This window comes from Pseudomonas sp. MWU12-2020 (assembly GCF_023100605.1).
In the GTDB taxonomy this organism is placed as follows: domain Bacteria; phylum Pseudomonadota; class Gammaproteobacteria; order Pseudomonadales; family Pseudomonadaceae; genus Aquipseudomonas; species Aquipseudomonas fluorescens_H.
In genome coordinates this window covers 1-21,292 of record NZ_JALMEX010000021.1, presented here as the reverse complement: position 1 = coordinate 21,292, position 21,292 = coordinate 1, and the positions used below count along the sequence as shown (strand labels likewise).

The 21,292-nt window shown below is 61.5% G+C and carries 15 protein-coding genes and 1 pseudogene; 9 read left to right on the top strand and 7 right to left on the bottom strand.

Annotated features, from left to right (window positions below):
• Window positions 1-5: 5 nt before the first annotated feature.
• The 9 genes from murD (at window position 6) to lpxC (ending at window position 10,485) form a co-directional block, all read left to right on the top strand.
• Entirely contained in the window at window positions 6-1,352 is a 1,347-nt protein-coding gene (gene murD, locus M0814_RS27905) for a UDP-N-acetylmuramoyl-L-alanine--D-glutamate ligase (protein ID WP_103485643.1), read from the top strand.
• Window positions 1,353-1,354: 2 nt separating this feature from the next.
• Window positions 1,355-2,566 carry a putative lipid II flippase FtsW gene (gene ftsW, locus M0814_RS27900; protein WP_171061850.1) on the top strand — a complete coding sequence of 404 codons (1,212 nt, stop codon included), beginning with the start codon at window positions 1,355-1,357 and terminating at the stop codon, window positions 2,564-2,566.
• Window positions 2,556-3,626 carry an undecaprenyldiphospho-muramoylpentapeptide beta-N-acetylglucosaminyltransferase gene (gene murG / locus M0814_RS27895; protein WP_003228017.1) on the top strand — a complete coding sequence of 357 codons (1,071 nt, stop codon included), beginning with the start codon at window positions 2,556-2,558 and terminating at the stop codon, window positions 3,624-3,626. The genes ftsW and murG overlap by 11 nt, the downstream gene beginning before the upstream one ends.
• Window positions 3,619-5,079 carry a UDP-N-acetylmuramate--L-alanine ligase gene (gene murC / locus M0814_RS27890; protein ID WP_103485644.1) on the top strand — a complete coding sequence of 487 codons (1,461 nt, stop codon included), beginning with the start codon at window positions 3,619-3,621 and terminating at the stop codon, window positions 5,077-5,079. Before murG ends, murC begins: the two co-directional genes overlap by 8 nt.
• Window positions 5,076-6,050 (top strand): D-alanine--D-alanine ligase, encoded by a 975-nt coding sequence (locus M0814_RS27885; RefSeq protein ID WP_103485645.1) that lies wholly within the window; start codon window positions 5,076-5,078, stop codon window positions 6,048-6,050. Before murC ends, M0814_RS27885 begins: the two co-directional genes overlap by 4 nt.
• Window positions 6,051-6,054: 4 nt before the next feature.
• Complete coding sequence (locus M0814_RS27880; protein WP_003228015.1) at window positions 6,055-6,921, top strand: cell division protein FtsQ/DivIB; 867 nt, start codon at window positions 6,055-6,057, stop codon at window positions 6,919-6,921.
• A gap of 15 nt (window positions 6,922-6,936) precedes the next feature.
• Window positions 6,937-8,196 carry a cell division protein FtsA gene (ftsA, locus tag M0814_RS27875; protein ID WP_003228014.1) on the top strand — a complete coding sequence of 420 codons (1,260 nt, stop codon included), beginning with the start codon at window positions 6,937-6,939 and terminating at the stop codon, window positions 8,194-8,196.
• Window positions 8,197-8,264: 68 nt separating this feature from the next.
• A complete protein-coding gene (gene ftsZ / locus M0814_RS27870; RefSeq protein WP_003228013.1) occupies window positions 8,265-9,461 on the top strand; it encodes a cell division protein FtsZ in 1,197 nt (398 codons plus the stop codon).
• A 112-nt stretch (window positions 9,462-9,573) separates the two neighbouring features.
• Window positions 9,574-10,485, top strand: a complete 912-nt coding sequence (lpxC, locus tag M0814_RS27865) for a UDP-3-O-acyl-N-acetylglucosamine deacetylase (protein WP_007961638.1) — start codon at window positions 9,574-9,576, stop codon at window positions 10,483-10,485.
• A 175-nt stretch (window positions 10,486-10,660) separates the two neighbouring features.
• Here the strand turns inward: lpxC and M0814_RS27860 are convergent.
• The 7 genes and pseudogenes from M0814_RS27860 to M0814_RS27830 form a co-directional block, all read right to left on the bottom strand.
• Window positions 10,661-12,170, bottom strand: a pseudogene (locus M0814_RS27860) (sensor domain-containing diguanylate cyclase).
• Between the two features lie 195 nt (window positions 12,171-12,365).
• Window positions 12,366-13,682, bottom strand: a complete 1,317-nt coding sequence (locus M0814_RS27855) for an OprD family porin (protein ID WP_103485646.1) — start codon at window positions 13,680-13,682, stop codon at window positions 12,366-12,368.
• Window positions 13,683-13,878: 196 nt separating this feature from the next.
• Window positions 13,879-14,100, bottom strand: a complete 222-nt coding sequence (locus M0814_RS27850; protein ID WP_003228010.1) for a hypothetical protein — start codon at window positions 14,098-14,100, stop codon at window positions 13,879-13,881.
• Between the two features lie 183 nt (window positions 14,101-14,283).
• On the bottom strand, window positions 14,284-15,648 hold the full coding sequence (locus M0814_RS27845; RefSeq protein ID WP_103485647.1) for a heavy metal sensor histidine kinase: 1,365 nt from the start codon (window positions 15,646-15,648) through the stop codon (window positions 14,284-14,286).
• Complete coding sequence (locus tag M0814_RS27840; RefSeq protein WP_003228008.1) at window positions 15,638-16,315, bottom strand: heavy metal response regulator transcription factor; 678 nt, start codon at window positions 16,313-16,315, stop codon at window positions 15,638-15,640. Before M0814_RS27840 ends, M0814_RS27845 begins: the two co-directional genes overlap by 11 nt.
• Window positions 16,316-16,324: 9 nt before the next feature.
• Entirely contained in the window at window positions 16,325-19,426 is a 3,102-nt protein-coding gene (locus tag M0814_RS27835; protein WP_103485648.1) for a multidrug efflux RND transporter permease subunit, read from the bottom strand.
• Window positions 19,423-20,583 carry an efflux RND transporter periplasmic adaptor subunit gene (locus tag M0814_RS27830; protein ID WP_103485649.1) on the bottom strand — a complete coding sequence of 387 codons (1,161 nt, stop codon included), beginning with the start codon at window positions 20,581-20,583 and terminating at the stop codon, window positions 19,423-19,425. Before M0814_RS27830 ends, M0814_RS27835 begins: the two co-directional genes overlap by 4 nt.
• Window positions 20,584-21,292 lie beyond the last annotated feature (709 nt).

Here is a 21,292-nt window from a genome sequence, read left to right as displayed (position 1 = left end):
AACGAGTGTCTCTGATCGCTTCTGACCACTTCCGCATCGTTGTCGGCCTCGGCAAGAGCGGCATGTCCCTGGTTCGCTTCCTGGCGAACCGGGGTGTGTCGTTTGCCGTCGCCGATACGCGGGACAATCCACCGGAACTGGCCACGCTCAAGCGTGACTATCCGCACGTGGAAGTGCGTTGTGGCGAGCTGGACGTCGAATTCCTGTGCCGTGCCGACGAGCTCTACGTGAGCCCCGGCCTGGCGCTGGCGACCCCGGCCCTGCAAGCCGCTGCCGCCCGCGGTGTGAAAATGGCCGGCGACATCGAGCTGTTCGCGCGTAACGCGCGGGCGCCGATCGTGGCCATCACCGGTTCCAACGCGAAAAGCACCGTCACCACCCTGGTCGGCGAGATGGCGGCTGCGGCCGGCAAACGCGTGGCGGTGGGCGGCAACCTCGGTACGCCAGCGCTGGAGTTGCTCAGCGACGACGTCGAGCTGTACGTGATGGAGCTGTCGAGCTTCCAACTGGAAACCACCGACCAGCTCAACGCTGAAGTGGCCACCGTGCTGAACATCAGCGAAGACCACATGGACCGCTACAGCGGCCTGCCGGCGTATCACCTGGCCAAGCACCGGATCTTCCGTGGCGCGAAGCAGTTTGTGGTCAACCGTCAGGACGCACTCAGCCGTCCGCTGATCGGCGAGGGCCAGCCGTGCTGGACCTTCGGCCTGAACAAACCGGATTTCAAGGCCTTTGGCCTGCGCGAAGAAGACGGCGAGAAATACCTCGCCTTCGAATTCCAGAACCTGATGCCGGTGCGCGAACTGAAAGTGCGCGGCGCGCATAACCAGGCCAACGCCCTCGCGGCGCTGGCGCTGGGGCATGCGGTCGGCCTGCCGTTCGACGCCATGCTCGATGCCCTGCGCAATTTCGCCGGTCTCGAACACCGCTGCCAGTGGGTGCGTGATCTCGACGGTGTGGGTTACTACAACGATTCCAAGGCGACCAACGTCGGCGCCGCACTGGCCGCCATCGAAGGCCTGGGCGCGGACATCGACGGCAAAGTCGTGCTGATCGCCGGTGGCGACGGCAAGGGTGCCGAGTTCAAGGATCTGCGCGATCCAGTGGCGGCCAACTGCCGCGCCGTGATCCTGATGGGCCGCGACTCCGACAAGATCGGCGCAGCTATCGGTGACGCCGTGCCGCTGATTCGCGCGACCTCGCTGGTCGACGCCGTTGCGCAATCCCGCGCGGTCGCCCAGCCGGGTGACGTGGTGCTGCTGTCGCCCGCCTGCGCCAGTTTCGACATGTTCAAGAATTACGAAGACCGTGGTCACCAGTTCGTCCGCGCCGTGGAGGATCTGGCATGAGCCTGCGCAATATCATCAAGCCGTACCCGTCGCCGATCATCACCGGTCGTGGCATCGACCTCGACTTCCCGATGCTCGCCGGTTGCCTGGCGCTGCTGGGCCTGGGCTTGATCATGATTGCCTCGGCCTCCACCGAAGTGGCGGCGGCGCAGTCGGGCAGCGCGCTGTACTACATGATTCGCCACCTGATCTATGTGGCGCTGGGCCTGGGTGCCTGCATCATTACCATGATGATTCCGATCGCCACCTGGCAGCGTCTGGGCTGGATGATGCTGATCGGCGCCTTCGGTCTGCTGGTGATGGTGATCGTCCCCGGGATCGGCCGTGAAGTGAACGGGTCGATGCGCTGGATCGGTTTCAGCTTCTTTAACGTTCAGCCGTCCGAGATCGCCAAGGTGTTTGTGGTGATCTACCTCGCCGGTTATCTGGTACGTCGTCAGAAAGAAGTGCGCGAGAGCTGGATGGGCTTCTTCAAGCCGTTCATCGTGCTGCTGCCGATGGCGGGGCTGTTGCTGATGGAGCCGGACTTCGGTGCCACCGTGGTAATGATGGGCGCTGCGGCAGCGATGCTGTTCCTCGGCGGGGTCGGGCTGTTCCGCTTCTCGCTGATGGTGGTACTCGCAGTCGGGGCCGTGGTCTTGCTGATTCAGATGCAGCCTTACCGGATGGCGCGTCTGACCAACTTCGCCGACCCGTGGGCCGACCAGTTCGGCGCCGGGTATCAGTTGTCGCAGGCGTTGATTGCCTTCGGTCGCGGTGAGTGGCTGGGCGTTGGCCTGGGCAACAGCGTGCAGAAACAGTTCTACCTGCCTGAAGCGCATACCGACTTCGTGTTCTCCGTACTTGCCGAAGAGCTGGGTGCGGTGGGTTCGCTGTGCACCGTGGCGCTGTTCGTGTTCGTGTGTATTCGCGGCATGTACATCGGTCTGTGGGCCGAGAAAGCCAAGCAGTTCTTCGCCGCTTATGTGGCCTACGGTCTGTCGTTCCTGTGGATCGGTCAGTTCCTGATCAACATCGGGGTGAACGTCGGTCTGCTGCCGACCAAGGGGCTGACCCTGCCGTTCCTCAGCTATGGCGGCAGTTCCCTGGTGATCTGCTGTGCCTGCCTCGGCTTGTTGCTGAGGATCGAGTGGGAGAGTCGGACCCACCTGGGCAGTGAAGAGATGGAGTTCCATGAGAGCGACTTCGCCGAGGAGCCGAACCATGGGCGCTAACGTATTGATCATGGCCGGCGGCACCGGCGGCCACGTGTTCCCGGCGCTGTCCTGTGCCCGTGAATTCCAGGCGCGCGGCTACACCGTGCACTGGCTCGGCACGCCCCGCGGAATCGAAAACGAACTGGTGCCGGCTGCAGGTCTTGAACTGCATCGCATCAACGCCACCGGATTGCGTGGCAAGGGCAAGCTGTCGCTGCTCAAGGCACCGTTCATGCTGCTCAAGTCGGTGTGGCAGGCGCGGGCGGTGATTCGCCAGCTGCGTCCAGTCTGCGTGGTCGGCTTCGGTGGTTATGTGACCGGCCCGGGCGGGATTGCCGCGAAACTGGCCGGTGTGCCGGTGATCGTTCACGAGCAGAACGCCGTGGCCGGCACCGCCAATCGGTTGCTGGTGCCGTTCGCCGCCCGGGTGTGTGAAGCGTTCCCCGACACCTTTACTCTGTCGGACACCCGCCGTACCACCGGAAACCCGGTGCGCAGCGAGCTGTTCCTCGAAACATCGCGACCGGCTCTGGCCGGGCGCAAAGCGCGTTTGCTGATCCTCGGCGGAAGCCTGGGTGCAGAACCGTTGAACAAGTTGCTGCCTGAAGCCCTGGCGCAAGTCCCTGCCGATTTGCGTCCGGAAGTGTTTCATCAGGCCGGCAAAAACCACGATGAAGTGACTGCAGAGCGCTACCGCGCCGCCGGCGTGGATGCGCAGGTGCAGCCCTTTATCAAAGACATGGCCCAGGCCTATGGCTGGGCTGACCTGGTGGTGTGTCGCGCTGGCGCGCTGACCATCAGTGAGCTGGCTGCCGTTGGTCTGCCCTCGATGCTGGTGCCTTTGCCCCACGCGATCGACGATCACCAGACCCGCAACGCCGATTATTTGGCCCGTGAAGGCGCAGCCTTCGTGATGCCGCAAAGAACGACTGGTGCCGCGGACCTTGCCGCGCGCCTGACAGAGGTCTTGATGCAACCGCAACGACTCGAAGAAATGGCCCAAGCGGCCCGCCGTCTGGCCAAACCCGATGCCACCCGTAGCGTGGTCGATACCTGCCTGGAGGTGGCCCATGGTTGAGAATCAGAAAGCCATGCCACAACCGGAAATGCGCCGCATCCGTCGCATCCACTTCGTCGGTATCGGCGGCGTGGGCATGTGCGGGATTGCCGAAGTGTTGTTGAACCTGGGCTATGAAGTGTCCGGTTCCGACCTGAAAGCTTCGCCAGTGACCGAGCGTCTGGAATCGTTCGGTGCGCACATCTATATCGGCCACCGTGCCGAGAACGCCGCTATCGCTGACGTGCTGGTGGTGTCGAGTGCTGTCAACACCTCCAACCCGGAAGTGGCGACCGCTCTTGAGCGCCGTATCCCAGTGGTGCCACGTGCCGAAATGCTCGCCGAGCTGATGCGCTATCGCCACGGCATCGCCGTCGCCGGGACCCACGGCAAAACCACCACCACCAGCCTGATCGCTTCGGTGTTCGCCGCCGGTGGCCTGGACCCGACTTTCGTTATCGGTGGCCGTCTGAATGCCGCGGGCACCAATGCCCAGCTCGGCACCAGCCGCTACCTGATCGCCGAAGCCGACGAAAGCGACGCCAGTTTCCTGCACCTGCAACCGCTGGTGGCCGTGGTCACCAACATCGACGCCGACCACATGGCGACCTACGACGGTGACTTCAACAAGCTGAAGAAAACCTTCGTCGAGTTCCTGCACAACCTGCCGTTCTATGGTTTGGCGGTAATGTGCCTGGACGATCCGGTGGTGCGTGAAATTCTGCCGCTGGTCAAACGTCCGACCGTGACCTACGGCTTCAGCGAAGACGCCGACGTGCGCGCGATCAATGTGCGCCAGCAAGGCATGCAGACTTTCTTCACCGTGCTGCGCCCGGATCGCGAGCCGCTGGACGTGTCCGTGAACATGCCGGGCAACCACAACGTGCTCAACTCGTTGGCGACCATCTGCATCGCCAGCGACGAAGGCGTCAGCGACGAAGCCATCGTTCAGGGCCTGTCCGGGTTCCAGGGGGTCGGCCGACGCTTCCAGGTCTACGGCGAACTGCCGGTGGACGGCGGCAATGTGATGCTGGTCGACGACTACGGTCACCACCCGACCGAAGTCGCTGCGGTGATCAAAGCCGTGCGCGGTGGCTGGCCGGACCGCCGTCTGGTGATGGTCTACCAGCCGCATCGCTACAGCCGCACCCGTGACCTGTACGACGATTTCGTCAATGTACTGGCCGACGCCAACGTGCTGCTGCTGATGGAAGTCTATCCGGCCGGCGAAGAGCCGATTCCGGGCGCGGACAGCCGCAAACTGTGCAACAGCATCCGTCAGCGCGGTCAGCTCGACCCGATCTACATCGAACGCGGTGTCGACCTCGCGCCGCTGGTCAAGCCGCTGCTGCGTGCCGGCGACATTCTGCTGTGCCAGGGCGCCGGTGATATCGGCGGTCTCGCACCAAAACTGTTGAAAAGTGAGTTGTTCGCCGGCGCCGTGGCTGCGTCGGTCGAGGGGAAGTTGAAATGACTGCTGCCTACGCCAACCTATTCTCCACCATCGCGCCGAAAGACTTCGGCCGTGTCGCCGTGCTGTTCGGTGGCATGAGTGCCGAGCGTGAGGTTTCGCTGAAATCCGGTAACGCCGTGCTCGACGCGCTGCAAAGCGCTGGCGTGGACGCGTTCGGGATCGACGTCGGCGAGGATTTTCTGCAGCGTCTGCTGAACGAAAAGATCGACCGCGCGTTCATCATCCTTCACGGTCGTGGCGGTGAAGACGGCTCGATGCAGGGCCTGCTCGAATGCGCCGGCATTCCGTACACTGGCAGCGGCATCCTTGCCTCGGCACTGGCGATGGACAAGCTGCGCACCAAGCAGGTCTGGCACAGCCTCGGGATTCCGACGCCGCGTCACGCCGTGCTGTGCAGCGAAGCCGATTGTATTTCCGCGGCGACGGAACTGGGCTTCCCTTTGATCGTCAAACCGGCGCATGAAGGTTCAAGTATCGGGATGGCCAAAGTGAGTTCTGCGTCCGAGTTGATCGACGCATGGAAAGCGGCCAGTACCTACGATTCGCAAGTCTTGGTTGAGCAATGGATTCAAGGTCCGGAGTTCACCATCGCCACCCTGCGTGACCAGGTGTTGCCTCCTATCGCCCTGGGCACACCGCACACGTTCTACGACTACGACGCCAAATACATCGCCAACGATACCCAGTACCGCATTCCGTGCGGGCTGGATGCCGCCAAGGAACAGGAACTCATGGATCTCACGGCCAAGGCCTGTGAGGCGCTGGGTATTGCCGGTTGGGCCAGGGCGGACGTGATGCAGGACGCCGACGGGCAGTTCTGGTTCCTGGAAGTGAATACCGCACCGGGCATGACCGATCACAGCCTGGTGCCGATGGCGGCCCGTGCTGCCGGTCTGGACTTCCAGCAACTGGTTCTGGCCATTCTGGCCGCCAGTGTTGAAGGCTCCGGTCATACAGAGGCGCGAGGTTAAGACCATGCAAGGCGCTCAGCTCAGACATCAGCCACCCGCACCCGGCCGCAAGCCGGTGCCGCGGGGTGCCAGCCGAATGGTGGCCAAAGAGCCGATGTCCGCGCGCCTGCCGAAAGCCAATTTCGGCTTTCTGAAAAGCCTGTTCTGGCCGGTGCTGCTGGTGGTGCTCGGGTTTGGTACCTATGAAGGTGCGCAGCGCTTGCTGCCTTACGCCGACCGGCCGATCACCAAGATCGCCGTGCAGGGTGACCTGAGCTACATCAGCCAGCAGGCGGTGCAGCAGCGAATCGCCCCGTACGTGGCGTCGAGCTTTTTCACCATCGACTTGGCCGGGATGCGCACCGAGCTTGAACAGATGCCATGGATCGCCCACGCCGAAGTACGCCGGGTGTGGCCGGATCAAGTGGTGATCCGCCTCGAAGAGCAACTGCCGGTGGCCCGTTGGGGCGACGAGTCGCTGCTCAACAACCAGGGCCAGGCATTTACGCCAAAGGAACTGGCGAACTACGAACACCTGCCACAGCTGTTCGGTCCACAACGGGCCCAGCAGCAAGTGATGCAGCAGTATCAGGTGCTGAGCCAGATGCTCCGGCCGCTGGGCTTCTCGATCGCGCGCCTGGAATTGCGTGAACGTGGCAGCTGGTTCCTGACCACCGGTGCCGGCAGTTCCGGCCCCGGCATCGAGTTGCTGCTGGGACGCGGCAACCTGGTGGAAAAGATGCGCCGCTTTATTGCCATCTATGACAAGACGCTTAAAGACCAGATTACGAACATTGCGCGCATCGATCTGCGCTACGCCAACGGCCTCGCTGTTGGCTGGCGGGAACCTGCAGCGCCGACGACAGACAAACCCGCTGTCGCAAAGAATTAAGAAGAGGCAGGACCCATGGCAAACGTGCAAAGCGGCAAAATGATCGTCGGTCTGGATATCGGCACCTCCAAGGTGGTGGCGCTGGTAGGCGAGGTCGCGGACGACGGCACGCTGGAAATCGTCGGTATCGGTACTCACCCGTCCCGCGGCCTGAAGAAGGGCGTGGTGGTGAACATCGAGTCGACCGTGCAATCGATCCAGCGCGCGATCGAAGAGGCCCAACTGATGGCGGGCTGCCGCATTCACTCGGCGTTCGTCGGCGTGGCCGGCAATCACATCCGCAGCCTGAATTCCCACGGCATCGTGGCGATTCGTGATCGCGAAGTGAGCTCGGCTGACCTGGAGCGCGTACTCGACGCCGCACAGGCCGTGGCGATCCCGGCTGACCAGCGCGTGCTGCACACCCTGCCGCAGGATTACGTGATCGATAACCAGGAAGGCGTCCGCGAGCCTCTGGGCATGTCCGGCGTCCGTCTGGAAGCCAAGGTTCACGTGGTCACCTGCGCCGTCAATGCTGCACAGAACATTGAAAAATGTGTGCGTCGCTGCGGTCTGGAAATCGACGACATCATTCTCGAGCAACTGGCCTCGGCCTACTCGGTGCTGACCGACGACGAAAAAGAGCTGGGCGTGTGCCTGGTCGACATCGGCGGCGGCACCACCGACATCGCGATCTTCACCGAAGGCGCGATCCGCCACACCGCGGTGATCCCGATTGCCGGTGATCAGGTGACCAACGACATCGCCATGGCGTTGCGCACCCCGACCCAGTACGCCGAAGAGATCAAGATTCGCTACGCCTGCGCCCTGGCCAAACTGGCCGGTGCCGGTGAAACCATCAAGGTGCCGAGCGTTGGCGACCGTCCACCGCGCGAGCTGTCGCGTCAGGCCCTGGCCGAAGTGGTCGAGCCGCGTTACGACGAACTGTTCACCCTGATCCAGGCCGAGCTGCGTCGCAGCGGCTACGAAGACCTGATCCCGGCGGGCATCGTGCTGACCGGCGGTACTTCGAAGATGGAAGGCGCCACCGAGCTGGCCGAAGAAATCTTCCACATGCCGGTTCGTCTGGGCGTGCCGCACGGCGTGAAAGGCCTGGATGACGTGGTGCGCAACCCGATTTATTCCACTGGCGTTGGCTTGTTGATGTACGGCCTGCAGAAGCAGTCCGACGGGATCTCGTTCTCGGGCATCGGCAGCCGCGACAGCTACAGCAACGATGAGCCACAGGCGCCGCTGCTGGACCGATTGAAGAAGTGGGTTCAAGGCAACTTCTAAAGCTTTACCGCAACACCGCAACAAAAATGCAGTAGGCGAAAAAACTAGAGAATGTAAGGAGAGGGAAAATGTTCGAACTCGTAGACAACATCCCCGCAAGCCCGGTAATCAAAGTTATCGGTGTCGGCGGTGGCGGCGGCAACGCTGTCAACCACATGGTCAAGAGCAACATCGAAGGCGTTGAATTCATCTGCGCCAACACCGATGCTCAAGCGCTGAAAAACATCGGCGCGCGTACCATCCTGCAACTGGGCACCGGTGTGACCAAAGGCCTGGGCGCCGGCGCCAACCCGGAAGTCGGCCGTCAGGCTGCGCTGGAAGATCGCGAGCGCATCGCTGAAGTGCTGGCTGGTACCAACATGGTGTTCATCACCACCGGCATGGGCGGTGGTACCGGTACCGGTGCTGCGCCGATCATCGCCGAAGTGGCCAAGGAAATGGGCATCCTGACCGTTGCGGTCGTGACCCGTCCGTTCCCGTTCGAAGGCCGCAAGCGTATGCAGATCGCCGACGAAGGCATCCGCATGCTCTCCGAAAGCGTCGACTCGTTGATCACCATCCCTAACGAGAAGCTGCTGACCATCCTCGGTAAAGACGCCAGCCTGCTGTCGGCTTTCGCCAAGGCTGACGACGTACTGGCCGGTGCCGTTCGCGGTATCTCCGACATCATCAAACGTCCGGGCATGATCAACGTCGACTTCGCCGACGTGCGTACCGTGATGAGCGAAATGGGCATGGCGATGATGGGCACTGGCTGCGCCAGCGGTCCGAACCGTGCACGTGAAGCGACCGAAGCGGCCATCCGCAACCCGCTGCTGGAAGACGTGAACCTGCAAGGCGCACGCGGCATTCTGGTGAACATCACCGCCGGTCCTGACCTGTCCCTGGGTGAGTACTCCGACGTGGGTAGCATCATCGAAGCCTTCGCTTCCGAGCACGCGATGGTCAAGGTCGGTACCGTTATCGATCCGGACATGCGCGACGAACTGCACGTCACCGTGGTTGCCACCGGTCTGGGCGCGAAAATCGAGAAGCCTGTGAAGGTCATCGACAACACCGTTCACACTTCCATGGCTTCCGCTCAGGTTCAACAACCGGCTCCTGCGCGTCAGGAAGCTCCGGCGGTGAACTACCGTGACCTGGACCGTCCGACCGTCATGCGCAACCAGGCTCAGGCCGGTGCTGCGACTGCCGCGAAGATGAACCCGCAGGACGATCTGGATTACCTGGACATCCCGGCATTCCTGCGTCGTCAGGCCGATTGATGGAATGTATCAGGGCTATGACGGTGATTGGTGTTCAGCAAAGGCTCGGTCTGCTATTATCGCCAGCCTTTGTTGATACCAGTTCGCAATTTGCGCTGAAGCGGCCCAAGCCATGATTAAACAACGCACACTGAAAAATATTATCCGTGCCACAGGTGTAGGCCTGCACTCCGGGGAGAAGGTCTACCTGACCCTCAAGCCTGCGCCTGTCGACACTGGCATTGTGTTTTGTCGCGCTGACCTCGACCCTGTGGTGCAGATCCCTGCCCGCGCGGAAAACGTTGGTGAAACCACTATGTCGACGACGCTGATCAACGGCGACGTCAAAGTGGACACGGTAGAGCACTTGCTCTCGGCCATGGCTGGCCTGGGCATCGATAACGCCTACGTCGAGCTCTCCGCGTCCGAAGTCCCGATCATGGATGGCAGCGCTGGACCGTTCGTATTCCTGATTCAATCGGCTGGCCTGGAAGAGCAGGACGCCGCCAAGAAATTCATCCGCATCCTGCGTGAAGTGACAGTGGAAGACGGCGACAAGCGCGCCACTTTCGTCCCTTTCGAAGGGTTCAAGGTGAGCTTCGAGATCGATTTCGATCACCCGGTTTTCCGGGACCGCACCCAAAGTGCAAGCGTGGATTTTTCCAGCACTTCGTTCGTAAAAGAAGTCAGCCGCGCCCGTACTTTCGGTTTCATGAGTGACATCGAGTACCTGCGCAAGCACAACCTCGCACTCGGCGGCAGCGTTGAAAACGCGATCGTGGTTGATTCCGATGGTGTACTGAACGAAGACGGCCTTCGCTACGAAGACGAATTCGTGAAGCACAAGATCCTCGATGCGATTGGCGACCTGTACCTGCTGGGTAACAGCCTGATTGGTGAGTTCAAAGGCTTCAAGTCCGGTCATGCACTGAACAACCAGCTGCTGCGCAAGTTGATTGAGCAGACAGATGCGTGGGAAGTCGTGACGTTCGAAGACGCCAGCACTGCACCGATCTCTTACATGCGCCCGGTTGCGGCGGTGTAAGTAAAAAACCTCTCTAGTTTTTTGAAGGCCATCCTCGGATGGCCTTTTTTTATGCCCTGAATTTGATGTTGTCTGTTCTGGCCTATTCGCGAGCAGGCTCGCTCCCACATTTGAAATGCATTCCCCTGTAGGAGTGAGCTTGCTCGCGAAGACGCCAGTTCAATCGCCGCAAAAATCAGCCAGCCACCACCACCCGGTTCCGCCCACCTTCCTTGGCCTGATACAACGCCTTGTCCGCCGCAAACAGCAGTTGCTCCAGCGACATCTCGACCGCAGTTGTCCAGGTGCTGATGCCGATACTGACGGTCATCGCCACGCCTGCACCCTCGACCCCTCGGCATCTGCTCGACCGCCTGGCGGATATGTTCGGCAATCTGTCGCGCACCGCTGCTGTCGGTTTCGGCGAGGATCACCGAGAACTCTTCGCCGCCGTAACGGGCGACCAGATCGCCCGGTCGTCGCACGTTCGCCGTGATCACCTTGGCCAATTCACGCAGCGCCTGATCACCGGCCTGATGCCCATGGCGGTCGTTGAACGCCTTGAAGTGGTCGGCATCAATCATCATCACCGACAACGGTTTGCCCGAACGCTGGGCGCGGAACCATTCGTGGCGTAGCGCCTGATCGAGCATCCGCCGGTTGGCCACGCCGGTCAGCGCATCGGTGGCGGCCAGTTGCGCCAGTTCGCGTTCGGCGCGCTGGCGCAAGCGCAGCTCACGGGCCAGTAGCCAGGTCAGCCATAGCAGCCCGACACACAGCACGCCGGTGGCGCCACTGATCAACAGCGCCGTGCGGCGCCAGGTGCCGAACACTTCATCACTGGAGAGCGCAACCATCACCGTCAACGGCAGATTGCCGACCCGCGAATAGGTGTAGAGCCGTTGCTGATGGTCCATGCTCGAGGTGCTGGTGAAACTGCCACTGCCATCCTTGTCGCCGAGAATCCGCACCACGTTGGGCCGGTTGCCAAAGCTTTTGCCGATGGAGTCGCTTTGCAGATACGGCTTCTGCGCCAGCAGCACGCCGTCGCTGTTGATGATGTTCAGCGTGCTGCCTTTGCCGATGTCGAGGCTGTTGAACAACTGATCGAAGTAGTCGAGCTTCATCGACGCCACCGCCACACCAGCGAACTCACCGGTGTCCGAGGAGATCCGCCGACTGAAACTGATGCGCCATTGATTGGCTTCGTCGCAATCGCAACGGGTCTTGAACGGGCGGCTGATGAACATGCCCATGTCGCGGTTGAAGGCATGGGCGAGGAAGTAATCGCGGTCGGCGAAGTTGCCCGGCTTGGGTTCGACCCGCGATGAGTCGGCGACCACATCGCCATGCTTGTCGAGCAGCAGGATGTCGCCCTTGAAGCGCGCGGTGGTCGAGCGGTCGAACAGCGCCAGATGGCGGATCTGCGGGGTGACGTCGCGCAAGTCATCGCGCTGGGCGGCGGCGATCAGGCCTTGCAGGGTCAGGTCATACAACTCGACCGTGCGCAGGACATCGGCGTCGATCAACTGGGCGATGGTGGTGGCGCTGCGGGTGGCCGACTCCTGAGCGTTGGCGTGCTCACGAATCAGCAGAAAAGTGACGATGCACAGAATCGCGATCACAGTCAGCGAACTGCCGCAGATCAGCAGCAATTCGGGGCGTCCGGTCTTGCCCGCCACAGGTGGGGTACGGCTCGCGATCATGATGGGCTGTCGGTTGAGAGGATCTTATTAGCGTAGTTGCATCAAGTCAGTGACGGTATTCCATTGTGGGAGCGGGCTTGCTCGCGAATGCGCCGTGTCATTCAACATTGTTGTCGACTGATGCAGCGCATTCGCGAGCAAGCCCGCTCCCACAGGGTATATCTCTCAATTCAAGACCGTGGCGCAGGGGTGATCTTAGAAGACGTTGATCGGGTAGTCGACAATCACACGGTATTCATCGGTGTCGGTATCAATCGCGCCGTAACCATTACCACCCCGGTTGGTCGCCCATTGCAGGCGTACCGCGAGATTTTTCGCCTGACCGCTCTGCACCACGTATTTCAGATCGATGTCGCGCTCCCAATGCTGGGCGTTGCGACCGTCGGCGCTGTACCACGAAGCATAGCCTTTGCTGTGCGGATCGACCTTGGTCAAGTCCACGGTGCCGCGCGAATAGGAGACCGCTGAAGTCAGACCCGGCATCCCCAGCCCGGCGAAGTCATAGGCGTACTTGAGCTTCCACGAACGTTCGTTCGGGCCGTTGAAGTCCGAGTATTGCTGCGAGTTGTCGAGGTAAACGCTGTCGCCCTGGCTGATGTAGTCGAACGGCGTGTTGCCGTTCACGCGCTGATACGCGGCAGTAATGCTGTGGCTGCCGATGCCGACGGTGAAATGCAGGCTGTAGGTGTTGTTGTCGATGTTGCCCAGCAGCGCGTCGCCGGTGTCCTGCGTGTGATAGAAGTGCAGGCCCGGGTTGAGGCTGACCAGATCGTTCAACTGCCAGGTGTAATCCAGCTCGTAGTAGTACTGGTTCCAGATGTCCTTCAACTCGGCAGCGTACAGATTGCTGGTCAAGCCTTCGACGCCGCTCCAGGACACGCCGGCCCAGTTCAGGTGCTGGCTTGCGTCACCTTCGGCGAGTTTGCCGTAGGAGGTACCGATGCGCTGGTGGCCACTCTGGTTGTACGGCTTGGTGAAACTGGCTTGGCCACCTTCGAACATCCAGCCGTCGAAACTGTGGTTGGTCAAGCTGACACCGCGGAAGGTCTGCGGCAGCATGCGCGACTCGCCGCCGGCAATCACCGGGTTGGTGAGGAACAGGTCGCCGGCCTTCAACTCGGTATCGAACGCACGCATTTTCAACGTGCCGCCCGCGGTCGAGAACGAGCCCGGCGCTTTGCCGTTGCCATCGCTGACCGGCAGGATGCTCGAGCCATCGGTGCCGCCACCGCCGTCGAGCTTCAACCCGAGCATGGCGTGGGCGTCGATGCCGAAGCCGACCGTGCCTTCGGTGTAACCCGACTGGAAGATCCCGAGAAAACCCTGGCCCCACTCGATGTTGTCGTCCGTCTGCTGCAGACGGTTGCGATTCATGTAGTAGTTGCGAGCGTTGAGGTTGAGGCTCGAGCCTTCGACGAAACCTTCCTTGGCGGCTTCGTCGGCATGGGCGGCGGGGGCAATCGTTGCGGCAATTGCAATGAACAGCGGGGTGACGCGGACTGGGTAACGCACTTGCGATGGAGCTCCTTGGGTCAACTGACACTTCAATGTCTTGAGGTGCGGGATGTTTCTTGTTTTTACAGACGAACCAAACGGCTTTCAGACCACAACGAAAAAAGGCCGCTGAAAGGCAGCGGCCTGGAAGGACGACGGTTGAACGGGAAGAGCCAAACAACCGCGTCGAGGGAAATTTTTCGCGGTGCGCGACTCAGCTGTCTTTCTCGGCTGCTTGAGCCTGGGAAGTGGCGGCCTGAGGGGCTTGCGAGGCGTCCTGCGACTTGACCATCACTTCTGCCTGAGACTGCTCGAAGGCGTGAGCGCGCGCGGCATTCTGCGCGATGAACGCCTGCGATTCTTCAGCCATCGCCATGGGCGACAGGATCAATGAGGACAAAACGAAAGCGCTGGCAATACCCATACTGTTGGACATCTGGAAAACCTTCTTGCTTGGCAAGTGCTGTTTGGTGCGGGCAAAGATAAGGTTGCCGGACGTTGGGAAACAGCCTGATTTTCATAAATGACTGTTGCAGTACAAGCAAAGATCAATCACGGGTGAACGCCATTCCTTGTGGCGAGGGAGCAAGCTCCCTCGCCACAGGGGTTTGCTTTTCAGTTAAACCGGGAGGTGGATGCCGAACGTATTCATCCCCCGATCACTACGTACAAACACATCGCCACCGTGCATCAGCGCAATCGCCTTGACGATCGCCAGCCCCAATCCATGGTTGTTGCCGCTGTTGCTGCGCGAGGCATCGACCCGATAGAAGCGCTCGAACAGACGCGGCAAGTGCTCGCTGGCAATCGGCGATCCGGGGTTGGCCACGCCGATGCTGACCTGATGTTCCTCGACTTCGATCCGCACCTCGATCACCTTGCCCGGTTCGGTATGCTGCACCGCATTACTCAGCAGATTGATCAGCGCCCGACGCAGATGCGCGATCTCGATTCGCACCTGTGCGTCACCACTCACATGCACCTGCACTTGCGCGTCTTCGAGGATGAAATCCAGGTAATCCAGCGTGGTTGCAACTTCATCCGCCAGCGAGGTCTCGGTCAGTTTGGTCGCCTTGCTGCCCTGGTCGGCGCTGGCAAGGAACAGCATGTCGTTGATGATCGAACGCAGGCGTTCCAGCTCTTCGAGGTTGGATTGCAGCACCTCGAAATAGTGTTCGGCGGAGCGTCCGCGCGTCAGCGCGACCTGGGTCTGACCGATCAGGTTGGTCAGCGGCGAACGCAGCTCATGGGCCACGTCGGCGTTGAACGATTCCAGCCGTGAGTACGCCTGTTCGACCCGCTCAAGGGTCGAGTTGAACGACTCGACAAACTGCTCAAGCTCCGGCGGCAGCGGCGACAGACGCAAGCGGCCCGAACGCAATGGCGGCGCCAGACGCTGCGCCTCGTGGGACAGTTTGATCAGCGGTTGCAGGCCAATCCGTGCCACCCAGTACCCGAGCGCCGAGGCCAGCGCCACGCCGATAATCGCCAGACCGATCAGGGCAATCAGCAACTGATGTTGCGTCTGGTGAAACGTATCGGTGTCGATGCCGATCATGAAGCGCAGCGGCGGGCGTTGGTCCTTGGCCGGAAACTGGCTGACCAGCACTTTCAGCGGATAGGGCTGGTCGGGCAATTGCAGGTCGCGCATGCCCAATGGGCCGTTGGCGAACTCGCGAATCTGCGGGGTCAGGTTGCCAAACTCATACTGCGGATCACCGCTGCTGATCCAGAAACTGATGCGCTTGTCTTCCTCGCCCAGCAGCTTGAGTTTGTTGTTGATCTTCACCCAATGATCGGGCGTGCCGTAACGACCGACGGTGGATTCGAGCACGCTGTAACGCGCATCCAGCTCGGCTTCCGGCAGCAGGCCCAGGCCCTTGTCGACCTGCTGATACAGCGCGCCGCCGATCAACAGAAACACCAGTAGCGCCACCAGCGTGAACATCCCACTGAGGCGCAGGGCGATCGAGTTACTGGACACCACGGCTCTCCAGCACGTAACCCATGCCACGAATGGTGTGCAGCAGTTTCTCGTCGAACGGCCCGTCGAGCTTGGCCCGCAGACGCTTGATCGCGACTTCGACGACGTTCGCGTCGCTGTCGAAATTGATGTCCCAGACCATCTCGGCAATCGCGGTTTTCGAGAGGATTTCACCTTGTCGGCGCGCCAGAACGCTGAGCAGCGAGAACTCTTTTGCCGTCAGATCCAGTCGGGTGCCGGCGCGGGTGGCCTTGCGGCTGATCAGATCAATCCACAGGTCGGCGATGCTCACTTGCACCGGTTCATGGCCACCGCTGCGCCGGGTCAGCGCCTGCAAACGCGCTACCAGCTCCAGAAAGGAAAACGGCTTGCCAAGGTAATCGTCGGCGCCGTCACGCAGGCCCCTGATCCGGTCTTCGACGCGTTCGCGGGCGGTGAGCATGATCACCGGGGTCTGCTTGCGCGCACGTAAGGCGCGCAGCACGCCGAAGCCGTCCAGGCCCGGCAACATCACGTCGAGGACGATCACCGCGTAGTCGCTTTCCAGCGCCAGGTGCAGGCCCTCGACGCCGTCGCGGGCCAGATCCACGGTGTAACCCTGTTCCGTCAGACCGCGGTGCAGATAATCCGCGGTTTTTTCCTCGTCTTCGATAATCAGAACGCGCATGACCCTGCCTCAGTCTGTAGTCGCCAGTGCCGTCGTGGGCATTGGTTTGGGCCTGTGGAACAGCCGCTCAAGCCACAAGTATATGACCGGCGTGGTAAACAGCGTCAGCATCTGGCTGACCAGCAAGCCGCCCACCACCGCGATCCCCAGCGGCTGGCGCAGTTCGGCGCCGGTGCCGTAACCGAGCATCAGCGGCAGGGCGCCGAGCAGGGCGGCGAGGGTGGTCATGATGATCGGCCGGAACCGCGTCAGGCACGCTTCGAAAATCGCCTCCTGCGGCGCCAGTCCGCGATTGCGCTGGGCTTCCAGGGCGAAGTCGATCATCAGAATGCCGTTCTTTTTGACGATACCGATCAGCAGCACCAGCCCGATCAACGCCATGATCGAAAAGTCCTGACCGCAGATCCACAGCATGATCACTGCACCGAGACCGGCCGCCGGCAGGGTCGAGATGATCGTCAGCGGATGCACGAAGCTCTCATAAAGCACGCCGAGAATGATGTACACCGCCACCAGCGCCGCAAGAATCAGCCACGGCTGACTGGCGAGCGAACTCTGGAATGCCTGCGCTGCGCCCTGGAAGTTGCCGCTGATGGCGGTCGGCATGCCGATCTCGGCCTTGGCCTGGTTGAGCAGGATCACCGCGTCGCCCAAGGCCACGCCGGGGGCCAGGTTGAACGACAGGTTGGCGGCGGGGAACATGCCGTCATGGGCAATCGACAGCGGGCCGATGGTCGGTGCGTCGAATTTCGCCAGCGCCGACAGCGGCACCATTTCCCCGCTCAGCGGCGAGCGCAGGTAGAAATAGTTGAGGCTTTCGGCCTTGCCGCGCTGTTGGGTATCGAGCTCCAGAATGACGTTGTACTGGTTGACCTGGGTCTGGAATTCATTGATCTGGCGCTGGCCGAACGCATCGTACAGCGCCTCGTCGACATCACTCGCGGTCAGGCCGAAACGCGCGGCGGCGCTGCGGTCGATGCTGATGTGGGTGATGCTGCCGCCCAGTTGCAGGTCGTTGGAAATGTCGCGGAACGCCGGGATGCTGCGCAGCTTCTCGGTCAGGCGCTGGGTCCAGGTGGCCAGGGTCGCGCCGTCATTGCTCTTGAGCACGTACTGGTACTGGGCGCGGCTTGGGCCGGAGCTGAGGTTGATGTCCTGGCCGGCGCGCAGGTACAGGACGATGCCCGGGACTTTCATCAGTTTCGGACGGATACGGTCGATGAACTGGCTGGCCGAGACGTCGCGGTCGCCGCGTTTTTTCAGGGCGATCCAGAAGCGGCCGTTGGCGATGGTCTGGTTGCTGCCGGACACGCCCACCGAGTGGGAAAACGCTTCGACTGCCGGGTCGGCGGCGACGATTTCGGCCATCGCCAGGTGTTTTTTCACCATGTCGCCGTAGGAAATATCCGCAGCGGCTTCGGTGGTGCCGAGCACGAACCCGGTGTCCTGGATCGGGAAGAAGCCCTTGGGAATAAAGATGTAACCGGCAATTGCCAACCCGAGGGACAGGCAGAACACGCCAATCATCAGTTTCTGATGGGCGAGGGCGCGGCGCAGGCCTTTCTCGTACCACGCCAGCAGACGTTCACTGAAGCCCGGTTTGTCATGGGCGTGATGCACCGGTTTGCGCATGAACAGCGCGGCCAGGGTTGGCGCCAGCGTCAGCGATACCACCACCGAAATAAGAATGGTCGAAGTCGCGGTCAGGGCGAATTCCTTGAACAGCCGCCCGACCACACCGCCCATGAACAGCAGCGGAATGAACGCCGCCACCAGCGAGAAGCTGATCGAGACCACGGTGAAGCCGATCTCGCCGGCGCCCTTGACCGCCGCCTCACGCATGCCGTCGCCGGCTTCCAGGTGCCGGTGGATGTTCTCCACCACCACAATCGCATCGTCGACCACAAACCCCACGGCCACCACAATCGCCACCAGCGTCAGGTTGTTCAGGCTGAAACCGAGGATGTACATCAGGGCGAAACTGGCCACCAGTGACACGCCGAGCACCGCCGAGACAATCAGCGTCGCCGACAGTTGGCGCAGGAACAGCGCCATCACCGCCACCACCAGCAGAATGGCGATCAACAGGGTGATTTCCACTTCATGCAGCGACGCGCGAATGGTCTGGGTGCGGTCGATCAGCACTTTGACCTGCACCGAGGCCGGCAGCATGGCTTCCAGGCCCGGCAGCGCCGCTTGAATACGGTCGACGGTTTCGACGATGTTCGCACCCGGTTGGCGCGAGATCACCAGGTTCACCCCGGGTTGATCACCGGCCCAGGCTTGCACGTAGGCATCTTCCGAACCGTTGACGACTTTGGCGACATCTCTCAGGTGAACCGGGGCGCCGTCCTTGTAGGAAACGATCAGCTGACTGTAGTCCTCGGGATGGAACAACTGGTCGTTGGTCGACAGCGTGGAGATACTCGATTCGCCATACAACGCACCTTTGGCGAGGTTCAGGCTGGTCTGCTGGATCGCCAGGCGAATGTCGGCCAGAGTCAGGCCGATGGCAGCCAGTTTGTCGGCCGAGGCTTGCACGCGGATCGCCGGACGTTGCTGACCGGTGATGTTGATCTGGCCTACACCGTCGATCTGACTGATCTGACGCGAGAGCAGGGTTTCCACCAGGTCGCTGAGTTCGGTGCCGGGCATTTGTGTGGAGCTGACACTGAGGATCAGCACCGGGCTGTCGGCCGGGTTGACCTTCTTCCAGGTCGGCAGCGTCGGCATGTCCTTGGGCAGTTTGCCGGCGGCGGTGTTGATCGCCGCTTGTACTTCCTGGGCGGCGGTGTCGATGCTTTTGTCGAGGGTGAATTGCAGGGTCAACAGGCTTGAGCCGAGCGCACTGCTGGAGGTCATCTGGGTCATGCCGGGGATGGCGCTGAATTGCACTTCAAGCGGCGTGGCCACGGAGGACGCCATGGTGTCAGGGCTGGCGCCGGGCAACTGCGCGGAAACCTGGATCGTCGGAAACTCCGCTTCCGGCAGTGGCGCAATCGGCAGGCGCGGGAAGGCAATCACCCCGAGCAGCACCAGGGCGAAGGTCAGCAGAATGGTCGCGACCGGGTGGTCGATACACCATGTGGAGACGCCTTTGTGCTCCTTCATGGCTTGGGCTCCGCTTCGACCACCTGCGGCGGCTCGGTCATCACCTGTACGGTCGAACCGGGTTTGAGCCGCGACTGGCCGTCACTGACTAATTGATCACCCGCCTTCACGCCTTTGATGATGTCCTGGCCGCTGCCCTGGTAAACCATCTGCACTTGTACGGCTTCGACCTTGTCGCCGTTCACGCGGTAAACGAAGTGTTGGTCGAGGCCGCGTTGTACGACGGTAGGCGGCACCACCAGCGCATTCTTATCCAGTGCCGTCTGAATTTTTACCGTCACCAGCAGGCCCGGCCAGAGCTTCTGGCTGGCGTTGTCGAATTCGGCCTTGGCGCGGATGGTGCCGGTGTTGGCGTTGATCTGGTTGTCGATCAGGGTCAGATGACCTTCGCCGAGCAGGTTGCCGGTTTCGCCGTCAGTGTCGGCGCCGATGTAGGCCTTGACCTGCGCGTGCTGCGGGTCGTTGATCAGACCTTGCAGGGTCGGCAGCATTTGTTGCGGCAGCGAGAACTCGACGGCGATCGGGTCGATCTGGGTGACGGTGAACAGGCCCTGGGTGTCGGTCATGCGCAGGAAGTTGCCTTCATCGACTGTGCGAATGCCGACGCGGCCGGTGACCGGGGAGCGGATCTGGGTGTAGGAAAGTTGTACCTGCGCGGCGTCAATCGAGGCCTGGTTGCCTTGGGCGGTGGCCTTCAACTGGTTGACCAGCGCCTGTTGCTGATCGTAGGTCTGCTTGGAGACGCCGTCGTCGACGCTGAGCAGTTTGTAGCGCTTGAGGTTGACCAGGGCGACTTCCAGTTGGGCCTGGCTTTCGCCCAGTTGTGCGCGGGCCTGATCAAGACTGGCGCGGATCGAGCGGTCGTCGATGGTGGCGAGCAGGTCGCCTGCTTTGACCAGTTGGCCTTCTTTGACGAGGATCTTTGTCAGAATGCCGTCGATCTGCGGGCGTACCACGACGCTGTGCAATGAGAGAACCGAACCGATGCCGCTGACGTAGCGGGGGACGTCCTTTTCGCTGACTGCCACGACCCGGACCGGGATGGCGGTGGGGGTGGCGAGTTTGGTCTGGGCCGGTTTGGTGGCGTACCACAGGCCCAGAGCGGCGACGATGATCAGCGGGGTGGCGAGCAGGGCGGTTCGTTTCTGGATTCGCATGCGATTGGGGCGCCAAGGGGTTGAGTTTGGGCAGGTTGGGTATTTATAAGCTTGTTTGGGGGTCAGGAGAGTGACGGCTAGCTGTCAGCGCTGTCAGTTTCGTTTGGCTTGGCGGCCTCTGGGCCGACCATGTTGTGGGTGATGGTGTACATATCCGTTGCTGCGGTAACGGCTTCTTATGGTTCCGCTCTTACAGCGGCTCACTTTTCCAGACGCCGAAAAGTAAGCAAAAGGCTTTGCCCCAACGTTCGGCCCTCGCTTAGGCTCGGGTTCCTTCGCTCCGGGATTGATCCGGGCGCAGCGCCTCCGGTTTGCTTCGCTGCACCTCCTCTCGCTGTGTTTGGCTGCGCCAAACGGTCGCTGCGCTCCCACCCCCGGATCAATCCCTCCACTCAGCCTGCCGACGGGGCCGGCACGGCAAGATCAAGAGCTTTCGGCGAGCTGACACTCGGCCATTTGAGTGGTGAAGAGCGTGTGCTCGGCTTTGGCGCTTTTGTGGGAGCCAGCCTGCTCGCGATGGCGACCTGCGAGCCGACCAATCTCTATCTGACTCACCCAATTCCACTGTGGGAGCGGGCTTGCTCGCGAAGGCGGCCTGACAGCCGCCCACTCTCCACCTGACCATACCCATTCCAACTGTGGGAGTGGGCTTGCTCGCGAAGGCGGCCTGACAGCCGACCACTCTCCACCTGACCACACCCATTCCAAC

Coding starts and splice junctions, on each gene's coding strand:
- murG (WP_003228017.1), top strand. CDS start 2,556: ATGGGCGCTAACGTATTGATCATGGCCGGCGGCACCGGCGGCCACGTG.
- murC (WP_103485644.1), top strand. CDS start 3,619: ATGGTTGAGAATCAGAAAGCCATGCCACAACCGGAAATGCGCCGCATC.
- M0814_RS27885 (WP_103485645.1), top strand. CDS start 5,076: ATGACTGCTGCCTACGCCAACCTATTCTCCACCATCGCGCCGAAAGAC.
- M0814_RS27880 (WP_003228015.1), top strand. CDS start 6,055: ATGCAAGGCGCTCAGCTCAGACATCAGCCACCCGCACCCGGCCGCAAG.
- ftsA (WP_003228014.1), top strand. CDS start 6,937: ATGGCAAACGTGCAAAGCGGCAAAATGATCGTCGGTCTGGATATCGGC.
- ftsZ (WP_003228013.1), top strand. CDS start 8,265: ATGTTCGAACTCGTAGACAACATCCCCGCAAGCCCGGTAATCAAAGTT.
- lpxC (WP_007961638.1), top strand. CDS start 9,574: ATGATTAAACAACGCACACTGAAAAATATTATCCGTGCCACAGGTGTA.
- M0814_RS27850 (WP_003228010.1), bottom strand. CDS start 14,100: ATGTCCAACAGTATGGGTATTGCCAGCGCTTTCGTTTTGTCCTCATTG.
- M0814_RS27840 (WP_003228008.1), bottom strand. CDS start 16,315: ATGCGCGTTCTGATTATCGAAGACGAGGAAAAAACCGCGGATTATCTG.
- M0814_RS27835 (WP_103485648.1), bottom strand. CDS start 19,426: ATGAAGGAGCACAAAGGCGTCTCCACATGGTGTATCGACCACCCGGTC.
- M0814_RS27830 (WP_103485649.1), bottom strand. CDS start 20,583: ATGCGAATCCAGAAACGAACCGCCCTGCTCGCCACCCCGCTGATCATC.